Raw genomic sequence first — 20,390 nt, 5'->3', positions numbered from 1 at the left:
GACGCCCCCTTTAGTTTTCGTTTATATCTTCGCTGTCCTGTCTCTCTGCCTGGCCCCGGATGTACTCAGCGTGCCTGTCCCAGGACTCCCATTTTTCATCCCCTCTTCTGTCGGGAATGTCATAAAGCACTTTTATCACCTGTCCCAAAAAGTCGGAATATACGCAGCTTCCCTGATAGTTAAGATGGGATCCGTCGTTGAGACATGTGCTGAAATCAAGCCCCATGGAGTCATACCAGTCGTTGAAGTCCTCGAAGCGCACACCCTGCTCATCGGCGATCTCTTTTATCCTGTTGTAACAGCCCGCCTCTTCGTAGTTGATATAGTAGGGATTCACCACCAGATACAGCTCGATGCCGTTTTCCCTGCAAAAAGCAATTATCTTCAGCAGATACTCCCTGGTCTTCTCCGGAATATCCGTAACATGCTCATATTCGTGGTAGGGCTCCTCAAAGACCTCTGTCTTGAAGTGAGGGGTAAAGCCCTTGAATTCCTGCCTCTTTTCCCGGGACATGAAAAGATACTCAAAGTCATATTTGTTGAACTCCTTGTATCTAAGGTGATAGGTCACAAAAGAGGGGAAGTAGTCCCAGAGCTTGTCCGGCTCGCAGGAGGCCTTTATCATGTCGATCTTGTTCTGTGAAAATCTGATGCCGTTAAGGTTGTCCGACAGATAATAGTACTGATACTCGTCATGGAACAATGCCGGCGCATAGAGATCCAGCACCGCCAGCTTGGGAGACTGAGTTTTGCAGAGCTCCTGCAGGTAATAATATGTGATCCACAGAGGCTGCTCCGCGGCGCTGTAGTCGTAGGCCGCGATACCGTAGTTTTCCCATAAAAGAGCGGTGTTGATGTCGTAGTGGACATGGCTGGAGCCAAGGAAAACCACATCGATGGTGTCCTCGGGCTGGGCGTAGAGGTCCCTGGCCTGGCGGATGCCATGGATGGTCTTGAAGCTAAGAAGCCTGTCCGCAAAAACAAAGGTCACCGAAAGTGCCAGTAAAAGCGCTATGAACTTGATCCCTTTTACTATCCGAGATTTCATAATATCCTTTCAAAAATATGTTAAAAGCCCATGTAAATAAGCCTTGATTCCAAAGCCGGGCCATAGATTCCGAAAATAATGATCGCCACCGCCAACAGGTAAAAACAGATGTATCTCCTTCCCTGGGGAAGCTTTGCCAGTATCTCAGGCATGTTGGTCTGTCTGTTGTAGGCGAATCTGTCCAAAACACTGATGATAACAACAAGTATCGCCATCACCCATATCTCCACAGTCTTAAGCTGGAGATTTTCCATTTCTTCTGTAAAAGTCTTGAACCAGAAGCCATTGGTAACGATAGAAGCTATGTATCTCAAGGCTCCGGTAAAGGAGGTGGCCCTGAAAAAGATCCAGGCGAAGGCCGCTTCTATGAAGGTTATGAGCCTTCCGGAGACGCCGCTTCTAATTGCGGTCCATTTTCTCTTTCTGGCCTCCAGGTCAAAGGCTGAATAAATCCCGTGGAGAAGTCCCCAGAAAATGAAGTTAAATCCCGCTCCGTGCCACATGCCGCACACAAGGAATACGATCATGGTGTTCAGTACTTTTCTGAAATTGCCTTTTCTGTTGCCCCCCAGGGGAATGTAGATGTAACCAAGAAACCAGCTGCTAAGGGATATGTGCCATCTTCTCCAGAACTCGGTGATATTGCTGCTGCAATAAGGAAGATCAAAATTCACCATCAGCTCAATATCAAACATTTTGGAAAGGCCCATGGCCACATAGGAATAGCCCGCAAAGTCGCAGTAGATCTGGAATGTATAAGCTATGGCACCAAGTAAGAGCACCACGCCGCTGCACTGGGCATAGCCCTCAAAGAGCTTATCCACGTAGATGCCAAGCCTGTCTGCGATCACCACCTTCATAAAGCATCCAAAGAGCATGAAATACAGGGCTTTTTTCCATCTCTCAGGATCAAAGAACCTGGCGTCACATGCTTTTTTCAGCTCCTTGGAAAAATTCTCCCATCTCTCTATGGGTCCGCTGACAAACTTGGGGAAATAAGTAAGATACAGGATAATATCCAGAGGATTTTTCTCCGCCGGAACGTTCTCCCGCTTGATATCCGCTATATAACTAATAACCTGGAAAATATAGAAAGAATAACCCGCCGGCATGAAGAGCTTTTTGAAAAGCTCTGAGTCTTCCGCGAATCTGCCGAAGTAGGCAGGAATATATTTAAGAATAAAAAGACTGGCAGCCGCAAGGAAGATAGCCCCGTAGGTGATCCCCAAAGAGAGCCTCTTTTTACCCTGCTCCGCAGTCTTTTCCACTAAAAGGCCTGCTGCCCAGGCCAGAACTGACACCACAATAACGCTTACACCGGCAGCTCTGTTAAGTCCGAAGATATAACAGATGCCTGCCAGCATAAGAAGCACCTTCCTGGCACTGCCCCGCAGGATGTAGAACAGCAGGGCAACAGCTATAGCATATGCAAAAGAAAATGCCGTTATGGTCATAAAAAGTCAGTACCTTTCTGTTAGTTAAGCTTGAGATCTCCTTCCTTAACCCAGCCAAGCTTCTTAACAACCGCATGGATTGCAAGAGATAAAACAGCGGGAAGAACAAAAGAGATAAGTACAAGGCCAAGCCAGTCAAAGCCTGTGATTGCAGCCTTGGCGCCGCTTGCCACGTCGTTAACCCAGCCTGTGTAAACACCGATCTGACCTACCAGTCCGCAGGTTCCCATTCCTGATGAAACAGGAGCACCGTTCATCTTGAGCTTGAAGATGCAGGTTGCGATAGGACCTGTGATGGCTGAAGCCAGTGTAGGTGCGATCCAAACTCTGGGGTTCTTAACAATGTTACCCATCTGAAGCATTGATGTTCCGATTCCCTGTGAAACAAGGCCGCCCCACTTATTCTCCTTGAAGGAAATAACAGCAAAGCCTACCATCTGTGCACAGCATCCGGCAACGGCTGCTCCGCCTGCAAGACCTGTAAGGCCAAGGGCTGCGCAGATAGCTGCTGATGAGATCGGAAGTGTAAGTGCCATACCTACGATAACGGAAACAAGGATTCCCATAAGGAATGGCTGAAGCTCTGTTGCCCACATAATGAGCTCGCCCAGCTTCATAGCGATTTTGCCCAGCGGAGGTGCGATAAGCCATGAGAAAAATACACCAACGCCGATGGTTACAAGAGGAGTTACAAGAATATCAACCTTGGTCTCCTTGGAAACTGCCTTACCAAATTCCGCAGCAAGAATAGCTACGAAAAGAACTGCAAGAGGGCCGCCTGCTCCGCCCAGTGCGTTAGCTGCAAAGCCAACAGTGATCATTGAAAACAATACAAGTGGTGGACACTTAAGTGCGTATCCGATAGCTACTGCCATGGCAGGACCGCTCATAGCAGATGCAAGACCGCCTACTGTGTAGTCAGTTCCTGCGATTGTTGCAACGGTCTGAGTCAGGAACGGAATGTGGAACTGTGTTCCGATGGTGTTGATGATGGTTCCGATCAGCAAGGAACAAAAAAGTCCCTGTGCCATTGCTCCCAGCGCATCAATTCCGTAGCGCTTCAAGGAAATTTCGATGTCTTTCTTCTTAAAAAAACTCTTGATACTTCCCATGCTTTTTCACTCTCCTCGCCGGCCCTATATTTAGTACTCTCACCGCCGGCTATTTTTCACATTAGCATAGATTGTATCAATAGATTGGATTTATGAAAAGTAGTTTTTTGCACATTATTGAATTTTTTTGTAAAGATAGTAGGTAAAATCGTAGCCGTACCAGCCGTAATCCTCTGAATCAATGAGCTGGTAGTGGTCGTCAATGAACTCGGGAATGTAGTCCCTGACAAGGATATAGTCCACCAGGCCCTCCCTCACGTAGCGCTCCTGCTCCATATAGGGGTTATTTTCCGGCTCGTCGATATCCAGGGTCTGGGTCTGGAACCATCGGCAGCTGGGGACGATATCACAGAGGGTGTAGAGTCCCGCGTCAAGACATCCCACGTTCAGCAGTGTGGGATCCTCCGTCTGAAGCACCTCGTCCCTGAATCTGAAAAGGAAAAAGTCGTCCTTGGAAACCTTCATAAATGGTATGTTCATGGAATTTGTGTAAACAAAGGCCACTGAAAAAGCCAGGCACAGAGCAGTAAGTACAGTCTGGGAAGTCCTTGAATTAGTGTTAAGAAGTTTCTCAAGTATCACCGCTAAAAGGCAGGTTCCGAATGCCGCAAATGCTGAAAGGGGCAGGGAGTAGTATGGAATCTCTCTTCCTCCTCCGAATATGCCCAGGAATGTGAAGGCAAAGAGAACCGGCCCAATAAGTCTCTGCAGGAGCTTTTTCCCTTTTCCGAAAAATGTAAACATAAGCCCCGGGATAACGAAGATGAAATACTGCCAGTTGGCAATGATTCGCCAGTACAGGACCTTGGCCAGGTTGTAGACCTTATCGTAAAGCCCCGCTCCGGTGTCATCAAACTTGCTGTAAAGGAACACGTTGATATACACATATCCCCAGTACCACTCGTAGAGAGCCCCCTGAACTCCGAAATAGATTATCCAGGGAACGAAGGGGACGAACATGCCAAAAAGGAAGACAAAACAGGCCTTTATGCCCTTCAAAAATTCTTTCTCTGCCACATAGGAGAAGAAAACCATCATCATCCAGGCGAAGAAAAATCCAAGACCGGTGTATTTGATGTTGGCCACCATGCCGGCAAGGATGCCGCTGATGAATACCGTTTTAAAGGACATGACCTCCCCGGGATATTTGTTTTTAAAATAATCCGTCACAAGATACAGCCCCCAGATATAGAAGGGAAGGCATACCTCCTCAGCGGCTCCGCCCCACCAGAAGCACCTGGAGCACACTGTCGCTGCAAAGGCTACCGGCGCCAGGGCAAAGGCGATACATTTTTTGCCGTAAAGACTTATGATGCTGTAGAAGCCGGCGATATCCAGGGCTCCCAGGATTATCTCCATGATGAAGACGCCGAGGAAGGTGGTGTGGGACACCAGATAACATAGGCCGTAAAAGAAATACAGATACATGCCCTTCTGGTCAAAAATGTCCCTGTAGGGCATCCTGCCGTTGAAGATTCCTTTGCCCACGCTGAAGTAGCTGTTGGCGTCGTCCCAGTTGTTCAGCGGATACAGGAACGAGGACCTGGAAGCCAGCATCAGACACAGGCCCGCAGCCAGGATGAAGTATAAATATTTGAAGAATTGTTTCCTTTTTTCCATGTATTTTATGCCTTTTAAATTTCGTTTTTATGTCATCACAACATACTACATCATTGTATGAAATTTTATGGCTTTTCTCAAACTAAAAAAATAATATTTCTTTAATAGATTTTAAAGGCGGAAGTAATATTCATGTCGTATGATGTAATGGTCAGTTCCAATAAATCAAAAATACCGGAGGTACCCTGTATGAGCGATGAATTCAGAGAAAAGGCAATTAAACTGATAGTTGAGTTTGGCGGAGGAAATGCAGATGAACTTAAGGGGCTGGACGATAAAGCCCTTCTTGATAAATACTGCAGTGTAACAGGTGAATCCGCAGAGGATTACAAGGACGCATAAGAGTTTAGGTGCCCCAGTAGGGACGGTTTCAGCGGTTCGCTGTTTCCACTCGCTATTTCACAAGGAAGTTCCGCTCTCGCTCCTTCGGAGCTCGCCGGAACAACCGCGCCTGTAGCACTCAGCCTTCGCTACCGCTCGCCTTCGTCAACAGGACGACGGTTTCAACATGCACAGTATGCCCGAACATATCACAGGGCCTGACTTTCTTGATCTCGTAGCCGCCGTCCACCAGGATTCGAAGGTCACGGGCAAGGGTGGCACTGTCGCAGCTGACATATACGATGCGGTCTGGGCCCATCTTCAGCATGGTCTCCAGGCACTTCTCGTCGCAGCCCTTGCGGGGCGGATCCACCACGATAACGTCGGGGTGGAGGCTGGCGGCCTCTTTGTTTTCCTTCATCTGCTTCTCGTAGAAATCAGGAAGAACCTCCTCTGCTTTTCCGCAGAAAAAGTCTGCATTTGAAAGTCCATTTCGGACAGCATTCTTCTTAGCATCTTCAATAGCAGCGTCTATTATCTCAACACCGTAGACGTGGCCTGCTGCCTTGGCCATGGAAAGAGTAATGGTTCCTATACCACAGTACAGATCCCATACGGTCTCCTTGCCTGTAAGGCCCGCATACTCAATGGCCTGTCCGTAGAGCTTCTCGCACTGGACAGGATTTACCTGGAAAAATGACAGTGGAGAAATCTCAAATTCGAGACCACAGAGAGTGTCACGAATTGTGGGCTCTCCCCAGATGGTATGTATCTCGTAGCCCATGATAACGTTGGTGTTCTCAGTGTTGATGCTGACGGAGATGCTGGTCATTCCGGTAACCTTGGACAAAGCCTCGCAAAGCGCCTTTTGTCCGGAGATAAACTCAGCTCCGTCCTTCTTTGACCCCCTGTAATTAATTACAAGGCAGACCATGATCTGTCCGCTCTTAAAACCCTTGCGGATAAGAACGTGACGAACCAGGCCCTTTCCGGACTTCTCGTCATAGGGCTGAACATTGTTCTTCTCCATATGTCCTGTGATAATTTCCAGGATCTCTTTATTCTCAACCGTGCCTATAAGACAGTCACTGACAGGAATGATGCTGTGGGTCCTTCCTGCGTAAAAGCCTGCGATGATGCGGCCGTTTTTATCTTTTCCAATGGGGAACTGAGCCTTGTTTCTGTATCTCCAGGGCTCCTCCATTCCGATGATGGGCTCCATAACTGAGTCCACAAAGCCTTCCTCAAAACCTCCAAGGCGAACGATATTGTTGCGAACCTTGTTCTGCTTGAACAAAAGCTCCCTCTCGTAGCTCATGCTTTGGGTCTGACATCCGCCGCACTGGCGGGCAATGGGGCAGCTGGGCTCAACTCTGTACTCGGAGGGCTTAATCACCTCCTCAAGATGAGCGTAGGCGTAGTTTTTCTTGGCCTTCATGATCTTGGCCCTGACTGTATCTCCGATTACCGCATCTTTAATAAAGAGGGTATAGCCCTCTATCTTGCCTATGCCCTCTCCGTCGCTACCTATATCTGTAATTGTTACTTCCAGAATGTCGTCTTTAACGTGCATCTTCTCTTTTGTCATATTATAAACCTCGATCAATTTGACCAGTGCAATCTGTGGAGGTCGCCCTCTCTCTCAAGCCCTGCAAAATCGTTCTGTCTCAGAGCCTCGTAGAGCACAATGGCTACCGAATTGGAAAGATTCAGGGACCTGATCTCCTCCCCCATGGGGATCCTGATGCAGGTCTCCTCGTTCTCCACCAGTATCTCCTCCGGGATTCCGGCGCTCTCTTTTCCGAACATGATAAAATCGTCCATGCCGAAATTCACTTCCGTGTAAGCCTTCTTAGCCTTGGTGGTGGCGTACCAGATCTTCGCTCCCGGGTGCTTCTCACAGAAGTCCTGATAGTCCACGTATCTGGTGACGTCAAGCTTGTCCCAGTAGTCCATTCCTGCCCTCTTTAGCTCTTTTTCCCCGAGGCGAAAGCCCAGGGGCTCGATAAGATGAAGGCTTGTGTTGGTTGCAACGCAGGTTCTTCCGATGTTTCCCGTGTTCTGCGGAATCTCCGGCTGATGTAAAACTATATGCATATAAAAATTACTCCTCTTCCTCATCCATGGCTTTAGCCTTTGGAAGTGAGAAAATAAATTCTGTGCCCACGCCCTCGGTACTGATGACGTTGATGTTCTCCTCATGGGCCTTGATTATCTCTTTTACAATGGAAAGGCCAAGGCCTGTTCCCTTCTTGTCCTTACCGCGGGAAGCATCTGACTTGTAGAATCTGTCAAAAATAAGCTTCTGGTCCTCCTTGGGAATACCGATTCCGCTGTCCTTGACGGAGACAAAGACCTTGCTGTGCTTCTCCGTGGTCTCGATCTTGATGGAGGAATCGTGATGACTGAACTTGATGGCGTTGTCCACAAGGTTGTAGAGCACCTGCTGGATCTTGCTGATGTCCGCGTTGACCAGCATCTTCTCATCTGTCAGCACCAGCTCAATGGCGATCCGCTTATCCCTGCAGGTTCCCTCGAAGGAAGCAGCAACGTTTCGGATTACCTGGTTGATGTCAAAATCGCTTTTGTCCAGAAGCATGCCCCTGGTGTTCAGGTTGTTAAGTGTAAGAAGCTCGTTGGTGAGCTTGGTAAGTCTGTCGGTCTCGTTGATAACAATGCCAAGATATCTGTCGTACATCTCCTCAGGGATGGTGCCGTCCTGCATTGCCACCAGATACCCCTTGATGGAAGTGAGGGGAGATCTGAAATCGTGGGATACGTTGGCGATGAACTTCTTCTGGTCGTCCTCCTGACGGGCAATTTCGCCTGCCATGTAGGCCAGGGAAGCTGCCAGATATCCCATTTCATCCTCGGACTCCACAGTGAACTCGTAGGCCATATTGCCGGCAGCGTACTGCTCCGTGGCCTTGGTGATCTTGCGAAGGGGCACGTACACCAGCTCCGTGAAGAAGATAAGGATTATCATGGACAGCAGAAAGAGCACTATCAGCATCAGGTAGGAAATATTCAGAAAGTCATTGGCAGTGACCTGAATATCAGCTATCCTCTCATGTACCACCACATAGGCCTGAACCTTGTAACCTCCGGTTATGGGGGCAAAAACGCTGAGCATATCCTCGTCAAAGGCTCCGAAGAAATCACCGGTGGTGTAATAGTAGCTTCCCGTGACGGTGGGGTCGAAGCCATTTACCACGATCTCATCGCCGGGGCCAAAAACTCTTGAGGAGTCAAGAACCAGTCGGCCCGAGGGGTTGATGATCCAGATGGTTGCTCCGTACATGTACTTGGAAAGAGCCACCATCTGCGTGTGCACCGCCTCCAGTGAGGTCTCACTGTTGTATAGATCTGCCGCATAGGTATTGGCTATCTGGGTTGCGATCTGATACATGGTGTCAGCCCTGTCACGGCGTATCCTCTCGTAGGTCATGCTGTAGACAAAGGTCGCCACCACTATGAATCCGAAGATTCCGAACAGCAGATAGGCCAGCAGAAATTTTAAATAAAGAGTTCTCTTCATTTACTGTTGTACCTCAAACTTGTATCCGATTCCCCAGATTGTTGCAAGACGCCAGCTGGCGTGATCGCTTAACTTCTCACGAAGACGCTTGATATGTACGTCAACGGTTCTGGTATCTCCGATGTACTCGTAGCCCCAGATCTGGTCAAGAAGCTGTTCTCTTGTAAAAACGTGATTGGGTGAAGCCGCAAGGAAATACAAAAGCTCCAGTTCCTTGGGGGGCATATCAACTCTCTCACCCTGATAGGTTACGGAGTAGTTGGTCATATTTATCTCAAGATCAGGGTATCTTACCACCTTGTCGTTAGGCTTCTCAGGCTCCGGAGCCTGTACCTTGGATCTTCGAAGGACCGCCTTAACCCTTGCCACCAGCTCCTTTGAATCAAAGGGCTTCTCCATGTAGTCATCAGCTCCCATCTCAAGACCGAGAACCTTGTCAAAGACCTCTCCCTTGGCAGAAAGCATGATAATGGGAATCTGGGATCTGGTCCTGATCTCCCTGCAGACCTGGTATCCGTCGATTCCCGGAAGCATCAGATCAAGAAGAATAAGGTCCGGATTAAAGGTGTCATAGGTGTTGATCGCAGACTCACCGTCATTGCAGATCCTGGTCTCGAAGCACTCCTTGATAAGGTAAAGAGAGATCAGCTCTGCGATATTGTTGTCATCATCAACAATTAAGATTTTCTGTTTGTTTACCATCGTATAACCCCCGCAATAATGATCATTTTATAAAAGTAACGATTGTAACGCCGGCATCACCCTCGCCGTATTCCCCAAGCTTGAAGGACTTCACATAAGGAACGCCCTTCAGGTAGTTGTGCACTGCCTGTCTGAGGATACCGGATCCCTTGCCGTGGACGACTCTGACGTTATTAAGATGAGTCATGTAAGCGTCGTCCAGATATTTATCAAGAGCAGCAATGGCGTCATCGCTGTTTTTACCTATAAGATTTATCTCTGTTCTGATGTTGGCAGCCTTGGAAAGGTCCATCTTGCCGCCACCGCCGGAGGTATGTCTTCCGTAGAACTTCTTCATGGCAGTCTTGCCGTCGTCATCGGAAACCAGCACCAGGTCACGGATATTGGCCTTGGTCTTCATGATTCCGCACTGTACAAAAAGATTGCCGTCCTTGTCAGGCTTGGAGCTGATGGTTCCCTTAAGTCCCATGGATACTATCTTTACGGACTCGCCCAGCTTGAGCTGTGACTCCTTGAGGATAGGATGGGTCTCCTTGGCCTGCTGGCTCTTGGAGGAACCTGCAATAGCCTTGTTCTTGTCAGAGATCTTCTGACCAACGCTGGTCCTTGCTCTCTCCAGGTCTGCGATGGATGCTCCGGGGCCTGCCTTTCTGAAGGTCCTGATGGTGTCGTCCGCCAGGTCCTTGGCCTCCTGCAGGATCTCTCTTGCCTGCTCGTTGGCCTCGCGAAGGATTTCCTCACGCTGTCTGTCCAGCTTGTCGGTCTTTTCCTCCAGGCGCTGATGGAGCTCCTTGGTCTCCTTTTTGTACTGCTCTATCTCAAGTCTCTCGCTCTCGATGACCTTGCGGCTTCTCTCAAGATCTGCCAGAAGGTCCTCAAACTTTTTATCCTCGGTGCTGATCTGTCCCTTGGCGGCCTCGATGATCCTCTCGGGAAGGCCCAGCTTCTGGGAAATAGCAAAAGCGTTACTCTTTCCGGGGATTCCGATAAGAAGCTTGTAGGTGGGGCGCAGGGACTCAACATCAAATTCGCAGCTGGCGTTCTGAATGCCCGGTGTGTTCAGGGCATAGACCTTCAGCTCGCTGTAGTGGGTGGTTGCCATGGTGCGAACGCCCCTGGAATGGAGGTCGTTCAGTATGGAAATGGCAAGGGCCGCACCCTCTGTGGGATCAGTTCCTGCACCCAGCTCGTCGAAAAGACAAAGCGAATTCTCGTCGGCGTTCTCCAGGATGGAAACAGTATTGGTCATATGGGATGAGAAGGTGGACAGTGACTGCTCGATACTCTGCTCATCTCCGATGTCGGCGTAAACCTCCTCAAACACAGACAGCTCTGAGTGGTCTCCCGCGGGGATTGCCATACCGGCCTGTCCCATCAGTGTCAAAAGACCTACTGTCTTGAGGGTTACAGTCTTACCACCGGTGTTAGGTCCGGTGATTATCAGCATGTCAAAATCCTTTCCAACATAAACATCGATGGGGACAACCTTCTTTTTATCGATAAGAGGGTGTCTTCCCTTCTTGATGTCGATGGCGTGATTCTCATTAAAGGTAGGAACCATGCCGTTTATCTCCAGGGCATAGGATGCCTTGGCAAAAACAAAATCCAGCTCCGTCATGATATCGGAGTCAAACTTGATGTCATCCACGTGCTCCGCAACCCTTAGGCTGAGCTCCTGAAGGATCTTCTCAATTTCGGCCTGCTCCTGCAGTGCCATCTCCCGGAGCTTGTTATTCAGCTCTACAATTGCCGCGGGCTCGATAAAAAGTGTTGAGCCTGAGGAGGACTGGTCGTGGACAATACCGCTGACCTGAGACTTGTGCTCAGAACGGACAGGGATACAGTATCTGTCGCCTCTCATGGTGACCACCGCATCCTGCAGGTAGGTTCGAAGGGAACCGTTGATCATCCTGTTGAGCTGCTCATGGATACGGTCGTTGGTGAGCATGATGCCCCTTCTGATGTGCTTAAGGGCGGGGCTTGCGTCGGACGCGATCTCATCCTCGGAAATAATGCAGCGTCTGATCTCCGCTGAAACAAAGGTCAGGGGCTCCAGCATGCTGAACATCTCTGACAGGGAGTCTGTGTTCTCATCATCTCTGGCGGGACGGCCGTAGCTTTTTACCCTGTTTACGTTGTCAAGAAATGAAGCCAGCCTGAGGAGGGCTCCCATATCAAGGGCTGCCCCGATCTTCAGGGCCTTGAGGCTTCCTGTGAAATCTCTGTTATCGCCAAAAGAGGTGGAACCCTTCTTAAAAATTCTGGCGATGGCGTCACCTGTCTTTTCCAGGTTCTTTCTGATCTCTTTAATATCGGAACTTGGAACCAGCTCACGGCACATCTTCCGGCCCGGTTCGGAGCTGGCATGGTCAGTGAGCCTTTCTATAATTTTGTCGTACTCAAGTACGTGTAGTGCTTTTTGATTCATTGGTGTCTGGTCCTTATTAGTCTATCTTGGTCTGAAAAATATTGGTTTCAAAGAATTTGTTGTATCCCTGCCAGCCGGGCTCGGTGATATTGCCAAGAAGCTCTGTAAAGGTCTCCATCTTGGCATCGGTGTTGTCTGCCATATTAAGGGCAACCGCCTCGATGATGGAAGGCTTCTTGGGTGAGCCGTACTCGAACTCCCCGTGATGGGCCAGGATACAGTGCTGGAGCTGCTGCTTCAAAAGCTCAGGGAAACCGGGAATAAGGCTTGCCTTGGTACCGATCATCTCACAGCCCATGACGATGTGTCCCAGGAACTGTCCCTCGTCGGTGTAATCGTTAACAGGGAAAAGGCTGATCTCTCTTACCTTACCGATGTCGTGGCACATAGCTGCGGTGAGAAGCAGGTCCCTTTTAAGCATGGGATATGCTGTGCAATAGTAGTTGCAGAGCTTGGTCACACTCAAGGTGTGCTCCAGAAGTCCGCCGATAAAGGCGTGGTGCACTGTCTTGGCAGCACTGCTTTTTTTAAACAAAGTGATAAAGCTGTCGTCTTTTACAAAGAAAAGCTCTAAAAGCTGCTTCAGATATGTATTCTCGATGGTGCCGATGATTCCCAGAAGCTCCTTGTACATCACCTCGATGTCCTTGGAGGATACGGGAAGATAAAGAGCGAGATCAAACTCACCCTCCCGGCACTTTCTTGCTCTTTTTATATTGACCTGGAGAGCTCCGTTAAAGCTGGTAACTTCACCGAATACGTCGATGCAGTCGGTGTCATCGAACTCATCTATTCCTTCGCTGTTGGGCTCCCAGACCTTGGCGTCCACGGTTCCGGTCTTGTCCTGAAGGGTTACAGAATAGTACTCCTTGCCGTTCTTGGTGGTGGCGGAAAGCTTGTGCTTACACATATAGATATCTGCAACTCTGTCGCCGGGTTTCATGTCCTTGATGAACTTCATTAATATTTCCTCATTTCTAAATCTAAAAAATATTTATTTTTCCAAAAATCAATTATGGGTGGAGCTCTCCAAAGTCACCTCAATATCAAGGCTGATATAGTCGGAAGGCGCCTGTCTCATAACAGTAACTGTAATTATATCATCCGGTTTAAAGCCTGCAAGCTTATTAACCAAAAGTTCATAACTCGCAACTTCCACGTCATCTATGGCAGTTATGATATCGCCGCTCTGAATGCCCGCCTTCATGGCCGGGGAGTTAAGCTCTGTCTGGGTTATATAGGCTCCCGCAGGAATGTTCTGCTGCGCCCGGATATCATCAGGAATCGTGGTTCCGTGAACTCCCAGGTATGCCCTTTCGTGAAGATTGGAAAGGTCCTCGATAAGGCTCTTAAGCTCAGTAATTCCCACCGCACAGATATTGTTCTTGAGATCCTCCGTGGCATGGGACATATCGATTATTCCCACAACCTGTCCTGTCAAGTTGATCAGTGCACCGCTGCCGGAGCTGCTTCCAAGGATGTCGGTGGTCAGGAGCTTGTAATCCGAATCCGCCATGTCCAGGGGCATCTTTTCAGAAGTGATGATGCCGTAAGCTATGGAATCCTGGACTCCGATGGGGCTTCCCACCGCGATTACCGGTCTTCCGGTGATGCTGTTGGAATTGGAGCTTCCAAGGGGCGCCACAAGAATATGATCCATGGTGCCATCAGGAATAACGGAATGTCTCACTGTTATAACGCAGAATCTGCTGATGGAATCCGCCAGGCGTATAGTGGCCTGGGCTGAAGTGTTATCACAGAAGGTAACCCTGATGCTCTCTGCTTCCTCCACCGCGCTGTAGGGTGCCAGGATAAAAATGCTGATGCCGTTGTCCGCCACAATAACACCGGAGGTGGTTCCGCTGTTTTCAAAGGATTCGCTGAACCAGTTGGCATCGCTGGTCACTGCAGTTACCTTAACCATGCTGCGGTTGGCGGTGGTGGCCAGATCCTTAAGAGAATTCATCATCTTGCCGTAATCGGAAGAATCAAAGGCGTAGGAAGCAATGGCTTCATCGATCTGATCCTTCTGGCTGGCTTCAAAGCTCTGAGCCTCACTGGCGGCAATCTCGTTGTCATCCGCAAACATCTCCTCCGGTGTCAGCTCGTCACTGGCTGATTCCGCAGGAAATGATACCTCCTCAGGCTCCTTTTCCGGGAACATCCTGTCACTGAAAACAGGCTGAAGAAAAAGAAATGTGAAACAGGCAACTATGCCAAACAGCACTGCCAGAGTCACCGTTATCATGGTTCTCCGAAAGAGCTTCTTTTTATTGATGGGACGCTGCTTTATCTTCTCGCTGATAAAGTCAGTATTGGCCAGGGGTGCCTTTTTATTCTCGTCGTTATTAAGGGGCATAATATAACCTTCTTTGCTTATATTTTGGGCATTTTGCACCTATACTTCAACATTATAGCATACTTCTCGGAGGCTACTAACCGAAATCGTTTACTGCGGATTGGTCAATAAAGTATTAAATGTTTATTATAATACGCTAAACTGATAACTTTTCTTTATAATTTGGACTATAATCCTTGTATACGATGCCTTAATGGCAAAAATGGAGGGTATTATGGCGAAAGAAATCAAAGAGAAGAAAACAAATGCTCCAAAAATCGGTTTTTTTAACAGTATCAAAAGCTTACTCATTATGCTGCTGGTGGCTATAGCAGTGGTTCCCTTGGTAATTTCCACCGCGGTGAGCTACTTCACTTCCACCAACAAAGCCATGAAGGATGCCCAGGAATCCCTGGAATGGCAGGCAGTTTATATCAGGGCTTCCTTCGAGTCCATTATTGAGCAGAACATGGACCTTATCCGTCAGGCCGGGCAAAACCCTACCATCATCGCGTATGTTACAGCTCCTGAAGCCGGTATCGGAGACGACGTTATCCTAAGTACACTTCAGGGTGTAGATTCGGTTCTTAATGACGGCAATGCCACAACTCTCACCGGCGCAGACGGCATGCAGCTCTTCCGTACTGATGGCGGTAAGCTGGTTGATGTTCATGAAAGAGATTATTTCAAGCAGGCAATGGCAGGTCATGCCTATATTTCTGACGTAATCATCAGTTCTTCCACCGGTGCCAGACAGGTTACCTTCTCAGCTCCTGTCACCGACGGAACCAATGTTTACGCCATCATCCAGAGAAACTACAATCTGGATGACCTTCATACTTTCCTGGAAAAAGAGGCCAAGGATGCCTTTATCGTTGACAGAACAGGCCGTGTTGCCGCTCATTCCCAGTATAAGATCGGAAACGGTGAGCATGAAGAGGAAATGAGAGATAAATCTGAGTTCATGACCTCCGGCAAGGACAGCGGTTTCTACTTTGTCGATACCGGCAAGGGCTATGATGCCTATGTTGCATATTCAAAAGAGCCCAACACCGGCTTCATGGTATGTGCAGCAACAGATTCCAACTCCGTTCTTGCTTCTGCAAGACAGTCCGCTATGATCCTCATAGTTCTGGCTGTTGTAATGGCCATCATTGTAGCCGTGATCTCTGTATTTGTAGGAAAAGCCTTTACCGACGTTCTCAACGTTGTCAGCGAATCTTTAGCAGAACTGGCAGAAGGTCGTTTCCATAAGATAGATAAATTCCAAGGTCGAAAAGACGAGTTCGGCCTTATGATAAACAGCACCAACACTGTTGTAGACAGACTGAGCGCCATAGTTACAAATATCAAATCCTCAGCTGCCAGTGTGGGCAGTTCCTCCGAGGAACTCTCGGATATGGCCAATCAGATCTCCCAGACCGCAGAGGACGTATCCAATGCGGTTCAGGAAATTGCTTCCGGTGCTACCCAGCAGGCTGACGAGATTCAGAACGCTTCTGAGAATGTAGGAAGAATCGGCGATGCGGTTGCCGATGTTCAGTCCTCAACAGACAGTCTCTCCAATCTGGCAGAAAAGATGAAGGAAGCTTCAGAAGTTTCCAGCAATTCCCTTTCTTCACTGCAGGATTCCTCAGCCGGAATGACAGCCAAGATCGACGAGATCTCAAAGACTATCGCAGCTACTCAGGAAGCTGTTGCTAATATCAACAACAAGGTTGAGGGTATCGCATCCATCGCCACCCAGACCAACCTTCTGTCACTGAACGCCTCCATCGAGGCCGCAAGAGCCGGCGAAGCAGGAAAAGGCTTTGCGGTTGTTGCTGAGGAGATCGGTAAGCTTGCAGATGACTCCAAGGAAATGGCTGATGATATCAGAAAAGAGATGGATATCCTTCTCGACCAGTCCCAGGCTGCAGTTCAGGCCGCTGAGGACGTTAAGCAGGGCAACCAGGATCAGCAGATCGCTCTCGGTGAGACCCTTGACGCCGTTAACGGAATGTTAGCTGATATCAGCAGCACCGTAGGCGGAGTAAAGCTTATCTCCCAGGGTGCAGACACCTGCGAATCTTCCAAGAATGCCGTTGTTGACACCATGAGTGCTCTGAGCGCCATCTCCGAAGAGAATGCAGCATCCTCAGAAGAGACCGGTGCTTCCATGCAGGAGCTCTCCGCAACAGTTACTACCCTTGCAGGTTCCGCCAGCAGCCTGAAAGATGTTGCCGAGGAACTCAATAAGGAAATGGAATTCTTCAAGTCATAATACATCCTTTAAATATATTAAACGGGACGGTTCCCCGGTAAACAGGGAGCCGTCCCGATTTTTATTCTCTTATTTTGTTGTTATGCTCTTTGGCGCTATCTTGAAGGTTGCCGTAACGGTTCCGCCATAGTCCCCCACTCCGCGAAGTGTGACAGATGCGGTTCCCTTATTTATATTGTTCACATAGCTTCCCGGTACAATCTCGTAGTTCTCAGGAAGTATCAGCTCTTTTCCCAGAGTCACGGAAATGATGTCATCCTTATCAAGATAAACCGGACGTCCTGTGTAATACTGATCGGCGATCTTGACCTTGGCACCGGCTATGCTGGTTCCCACAAAACGGAAAATGGCACTGCCCTCTCCCTGGAAATTACCGATACCTATAACCGTAGCTTTGATGCGGGTTCCCGGCGGAACGATGTCCGTGGAAAGAACGAAGTCTCCCTCATTTCTGATTTCTCCGTTAACCTCCACTGCCTGGGCGTAGGTATACTGAATCTTCTTACTGAAATCCGTGCCCACCGCCAGCTTTTTGCCCTGAAGGTCGGTGATGGTCACTGTGGTCTTGCAGATGTTTTTCTTGTATTTATAAACCACATCAGAAGCGGTGACCTTAAGGATTCCCAGGTTCTCTGGCTTTATCTCAAATTCCTCTTTGATGCTTCCCTTAAAGCTTCCCTTGCCGGTTATGGTGACGGAGGCCTTGCTTCCTGCACCGGTCACTGCTGTGTTATTGGCATATTTAAGGCTGTAGTCCTTGCCCTTTACCAGCTTGTAGCTGACGTCGTCCTTGTTATACTCAAGGCTCACCTGGGGCTTTACGCCGCCCATGCTGTAGTACTGAATCTTTTCCAGTCCCACTGTGATCTCAGGGCTTTTCACAGTGCCGCTGCCCAGGGACACTTTATTTATGGTAAAAGACTTTTTGCTAGTGCCACCAAAGGCTCCTATTCCGGTAAATACCACTGAAGCCTTTTTTCCTGCCTTGATATTGTTAAGATAGGAGACTTCAAAATGCTCTCCCTCTCTCAGCTCGAAAGTTCTTCCCTCAGGACTTGTGTAAGTGAGTCTGTAATTGCCCTCCTGGGTAACGGGGCTTCCTGTAAAGTCCTTCTGCGGGCTGATTCCCTCTACCTTCACATTCTTCATGGGAATCGCGCTGACCTTGAAGGTGAACCTGGCGGTTCCTGTAAATCTGCCGGTTCCCCGGATATATACCGATGCGGTGCCGGCCCTGTCGTTGTCGGTGTACTTCTCAATGACATAGCCGTCCTCTTCGCTTAAGGCTACAGGCGCCTTTTTATAGGTCACTGTAAGGAGGGGTTCCGCACTTTGGAGCTTTCCTTCCTCATCCAGAGCAAGTTTCTGGGCTTTGATGGCCTTTACCTTCAGCTTGCTTACAGGAATCTGCTCTGTCTGCTTTTTGAGGATCGTCTCGGTAAAGGTGGCTGTTCCTTTGTAATTGCCCTTACCTATCACGGTCACGATATAGTCTGTGTCCTCATCTGCTCTACCCTTTAAGTCTCCCTGATAGCTGTAGTCATAATCCTTGCCCGCTGTAAGAAGTGTTGTTCCGGAGCCGTCCTCTTTAATATAGGATACATCGGTCTTGCCCTTCTGGACTTTGCCGGTGTATGAAAGCCTGATATCTGGAGCCATGACCTTTCCTGTGATCTCCAGAGGTGCGATCTCAAACTCCACAGTTCTGGTGCTGTCGTAGTTACCCTTGCCTGTTATGATAAGCCTTGCTGTTCCTGCGTTGGTATTGTTCTTGTATTTAACAGTATAGTCTGTAGCAGGCCTTAACTGCTTTTTCCCGTAAAAGACTCTTATTCCCGGGAAGGTCACAGGCTTTCCTGTGTAGCTTACGCTCTTTTCCACGTCGTAAACCATGATCTCAAGAGGGGCCTGATCAGGGCTCTCGTACAGGGCCTTGATATCGGCGTTCTCAGGAAGATCCAGGTCTCCCCAGTCCAGCTTCTCCTCCAGCTTCCAGCCGGCATAGAGCACGGTGTCCCGGCGAAGTCTGTCATTTTCAAAGTCCCACAAAAGAGTGCAGGCCGCATCCTTGTACCAGCCTGTAAAGATATAGTCCTTGAGAACCGGTGCCTTGGGTTCTCCTATTAGAGAATCATAAACCGCAGTAACGCTGTCAACGCTGCTGCCTCCGCGGCTGTCAAAGGTCAGGGTGTAGTACTGTATCTCCCAGATGGCATACAGAAGATCTTCGCCCTCAGTGAGAGTATATTTATTTCCGGGCTGATAGGAATCACCGCTGCCGTCAGCTGCGGTATTCCATTTCACGAATTCGTGGCCCGCATTGGTAAAGCCGCACTTGGCCACGGTGACATCCTGCTCTGTGTAGCCCTTGGTGGCTGCGGTTTTGCCGGTTCCGCCGTTGGCATCATATTTCAACTGGTCGCTGACTCTGGAAAAAGGTCCGAACCAGAAATCAAAATCCACGTTGGCAGTGCCCACCATTCCTGAGGGAAAGCCTGTAAAGGAGCTGGTGAACTGCCAGGCCTCCAGCCTTCCGCTGTAGCTGGTCTCATAAATCCCTGCGGAATTGGGTTCCACGTAATTGGCCATCCAGATGTAATTGGAAGAATTTATATCCGACAGCACCATGTCCTGGGCAAGCATGCTCTTGTTGGCATAGATTCCGGCACTGTAGCCTTTGCTTCTCATGACGGAGCAGAAGCGGTTTACGATCGCTGTATGCTGCTCAGGGGTAAGTCCCGCCTTACGAAGTCGTCCCGGGTCTCCGCTGTATTCGTAGTCAATGATAACCGGGAGCTTCAGGATATTTTTGTAGGGCTCTATGAGGTCATCACAATACTCCGCTTCCTCTCTGGCTTCGTCCTCTGATGTAGCCTGGGAAAAGAAGTACGCTCCCACCTTAAGTCCTGCTGCAGCTGCATTCTGAGCGTTATTGGCAAAGCAGTCATCGGGCTTCATATTGCCCGCATCGCCCCAGCCTCTAAGGCCTGCTCTGATAAATACGAACTCTATGCCGTATTCATTTTTCATTCGCTGAAAGCTTTCCAGGGAAACATTTTTCTGATAGGAGGAAATATCTATTCCGTAGTGGATATCCACTCTCTTGCTGTCATCATCAGTCTTGTAATACTTGGGGTAACTGTATTTCCGACTGGGATTGAGTTTGAATACATGGGGGTCAGTATTCCCACCTGATAAAAAAGAATAATCCCCATCCTCGGGAAGCAGAAGGGGAATGGAATCCTGCTCCGTCTCTTCCCTGGGGAAATATTTGTAAAGCTCCGGATCATCGCTGTAGTAGGTCCAGACCTGTCCCTCCTCATCGATGCTCTGATAGTCCCCGTCCTCGTTCATGGTCAGGTTGTATCTCTGAAGCCACTCCTCCAAATCGGAGTCTGACTCCAAACCATCCTCGACTGTCTCCGTTTCCGGGCTTTCGTAATCCACAAAATCGGCATCACTGTCAATAATTATCTCTTCCGTTGTATCCTCTGCAGCGCTTACCGGCATCCCGGTAAAGGCCACCATACAACTAAGTATTAATGCACAAATCCTTTTCTTCATAC

14 protein-coding genes are annotated in these 20,390 nt (G+C 48.9%); 2 read left to right on the top strand and 12 right to left on the bottom strand.

The window, feature by feature from the left end:
- Positions 1-10 precede the first annotated feature (10 nt).
- The 4 genes from T359_RS0111120 to T359_RS0111105 form a co-directional block, all read right to left on the bottom strand.
- On the bottom strand, positions 11-1,048 hold the full coding sequence (locus T359_RS0111120; protein WP_026517555.1) for a hypothetical protein: 1,038 nt from the start codon (positions 1,046-1,048) through the stop codon (positions 11-13).
- A gap of 20 nt (positions 1,049-1,068) precedes the next feature.
- Positions 1,069-2,502, bottom strand: coding sequence for an MBOAT family O-acyltransferase (locus tag T359_RS0111115; protein ID WP_026517554.1), 1,434 nt, complete (start codon positions 2,500-2,502; stop codon positions 1,069-1,071).
- Between the two features lie 20 nt (positions 2,503-2,522).
- Positions 2,523-3,614 carry a PTS transporter subunit IIC gene (locus T359_RS0111110; protein WP_026517553.1) on the bottom strand — a complete coding sequence of 364 codons (1,092 nt, stop codon included), beginning with the start codon at positions 3,612-3,614 and terminating at the stop codon, positions 2,523-2,525.
- 114 nt (positions 3,615-3,728) lie between these two features.
- Positions 3,729-5,234: a hypothetical protein gene (locus T359_RS0111105; protein ID WP_026517552.1), complete on the bottom strand. Its 1,506-nt coding sequence runs from the start codon at positions 5,232-5,234 to the stop codon at positions 3,729-3,731.
- Positions 5,235-5,423: 189 nt separating this feature from the next.
- Between T359_RS0111105 and T359_RS22500 the strand changes: the two genes are divergently transcribed.
- Positions 5,424-5,576, top strand: a complete 153-nt coding sequence (locus tag T359_RS22500; RefSeq protein WP_155840098.1) for a hypothetical protein — start codon at positions 5,424-5,426, stop codon at positions 5,574-5,576.
- A 118-nt stretch (positions 5,577-5,694) separates the two neighbouring features.
- On the opposite strand, the gene rlmD is transcribed toward T359_RS22500, so the two are convergent.
- From rlmD to T359_RS20090, 7 genes are read right to left on the bottom strand one after another with little or no spacing between them, the layout of a single operon-like run.
- On the bottom strand, positions 5,695-7,143 hold the full coding sequence (gene rlmD / locus T359_RS0111095) for a 23S rRNA (uracil(1939)-C(5))-methyltransferase RlmD (RefSeq protein ID WP_242839084.1): 1,449 nt from the start codon (positions 7,141-7,143) through the stop codon (positions 5,695-5,697).
- Positions 7,144-7,157: 14 nt separating this feature from the next.
- A complete protein-coding gene (locus T359_RS0111090) occupies positions 7,158-7,652 on the bottom strand; it encodes a tRNA (cytidine(34)-2'-O)-methyltransferase (RefSeq protein ID WP_026517550.1) in 495 nt (164 codons plus the stop codon).
- Between the two features lie 7 nt (positions 7,653-7,659).
- Entirely contained in the window at positions 7,660-9,093 is a 1,434-nt protein-coding gene (locus tag T359_RS0111085) for a sensor histidine kinase (protein ID WP_026517549.1), read from the bottom strand.
- The gene (locus tag T359_RS0111080; protein WP_026517548.1) at positions 9,094-9,795 is read right to left on the bottom strand and encodes a response regulator transcription factor; all 702 of its coding nucleotides are present in this window, start codon (positions 9,793-9,795) and stop codon (positions 9,094-9,096) included.
- A 22-nt stretch (positions 9,796-9,817) separates the two neighbouring features.
- A complete protein-coding gene (locus T359_RS0111075; protein ID WP_026517547.1) occupies positions 9,818-12,223 on the bottom strand; it encodes an endonuclease MutS2 in 2,406 nt (801 codons plus the stop codon).
- A gap of 16 nt (positions 12,224-12,239) precedes the next feature.
- Entirely contained in the window at positions 12,240-13,184 is a 945-nt protein-coding gene (locus T359_RS0111070; RefSeq protein WP_026517546.1) for a 3'-5' exoribonuclease YhaM family protein, read from the bottom strand.
- A gap of 48 nt (positions 13,185-13,232) precedes the next feature.
- Positions 13,233-14,582: a S1C family serine protease gene (locus T359_RS20090; protein WP_051545290.1), complete on the bottom strand. Its 1,350-nt coding sequence runs from the start codon at positions 14,580-14,582 to the stop codon at positions 13,233-13,235.
- A gap of 214 nt (positions 14,583-14,796) precedes the next feature.
- Here T359_RS20090 and T359_RS0111060 point away from each other — a divergent pair, with 214 nt between their 5' ends.
- Complete coding sequence (locus tag T359_RS0111060; protein ID WP_026517545.1) at positions 14,797-16,824, top strand: methyl-accepting chemotaxis protein; 2,028 nt, start codon at positions 14,797-14,799, stop codon at positions 16,822-16,824.
- Positions 16,825-16,893: 69 nt separating this feature from the next.
- Here the strand turns inward: T359_RS0111060 and T359_RS0111055 are convergent, their stop codons facing one another.
- On the bottom strand, positions 16,894-20,388 hold the full coding sequence (locus T359_RS0111055) for a GH25 family lysozyme (RefSeq protein ID WP_081795552.1): 3,495 nt from the start codon (positions 20,386-20,388) through the stop codon (positions 16,894-16,896).
- Positions 20,389-20,390 lie beyond the last annotated feature (2 nt).

Source organism: Butyrivibrio sp. MC2021, from assembly GCF_000621605.1.
GTDB lineage: Bacteria > Bacillota > Clostridia > Lachnospirales > Lachnospiraceae > Butyrivibrio.
The sequence above is the reverse complement of the archived record's forward strand: the minus strand, read 5'-3'. Positions and strand labels throughout refer to the sequence as shown.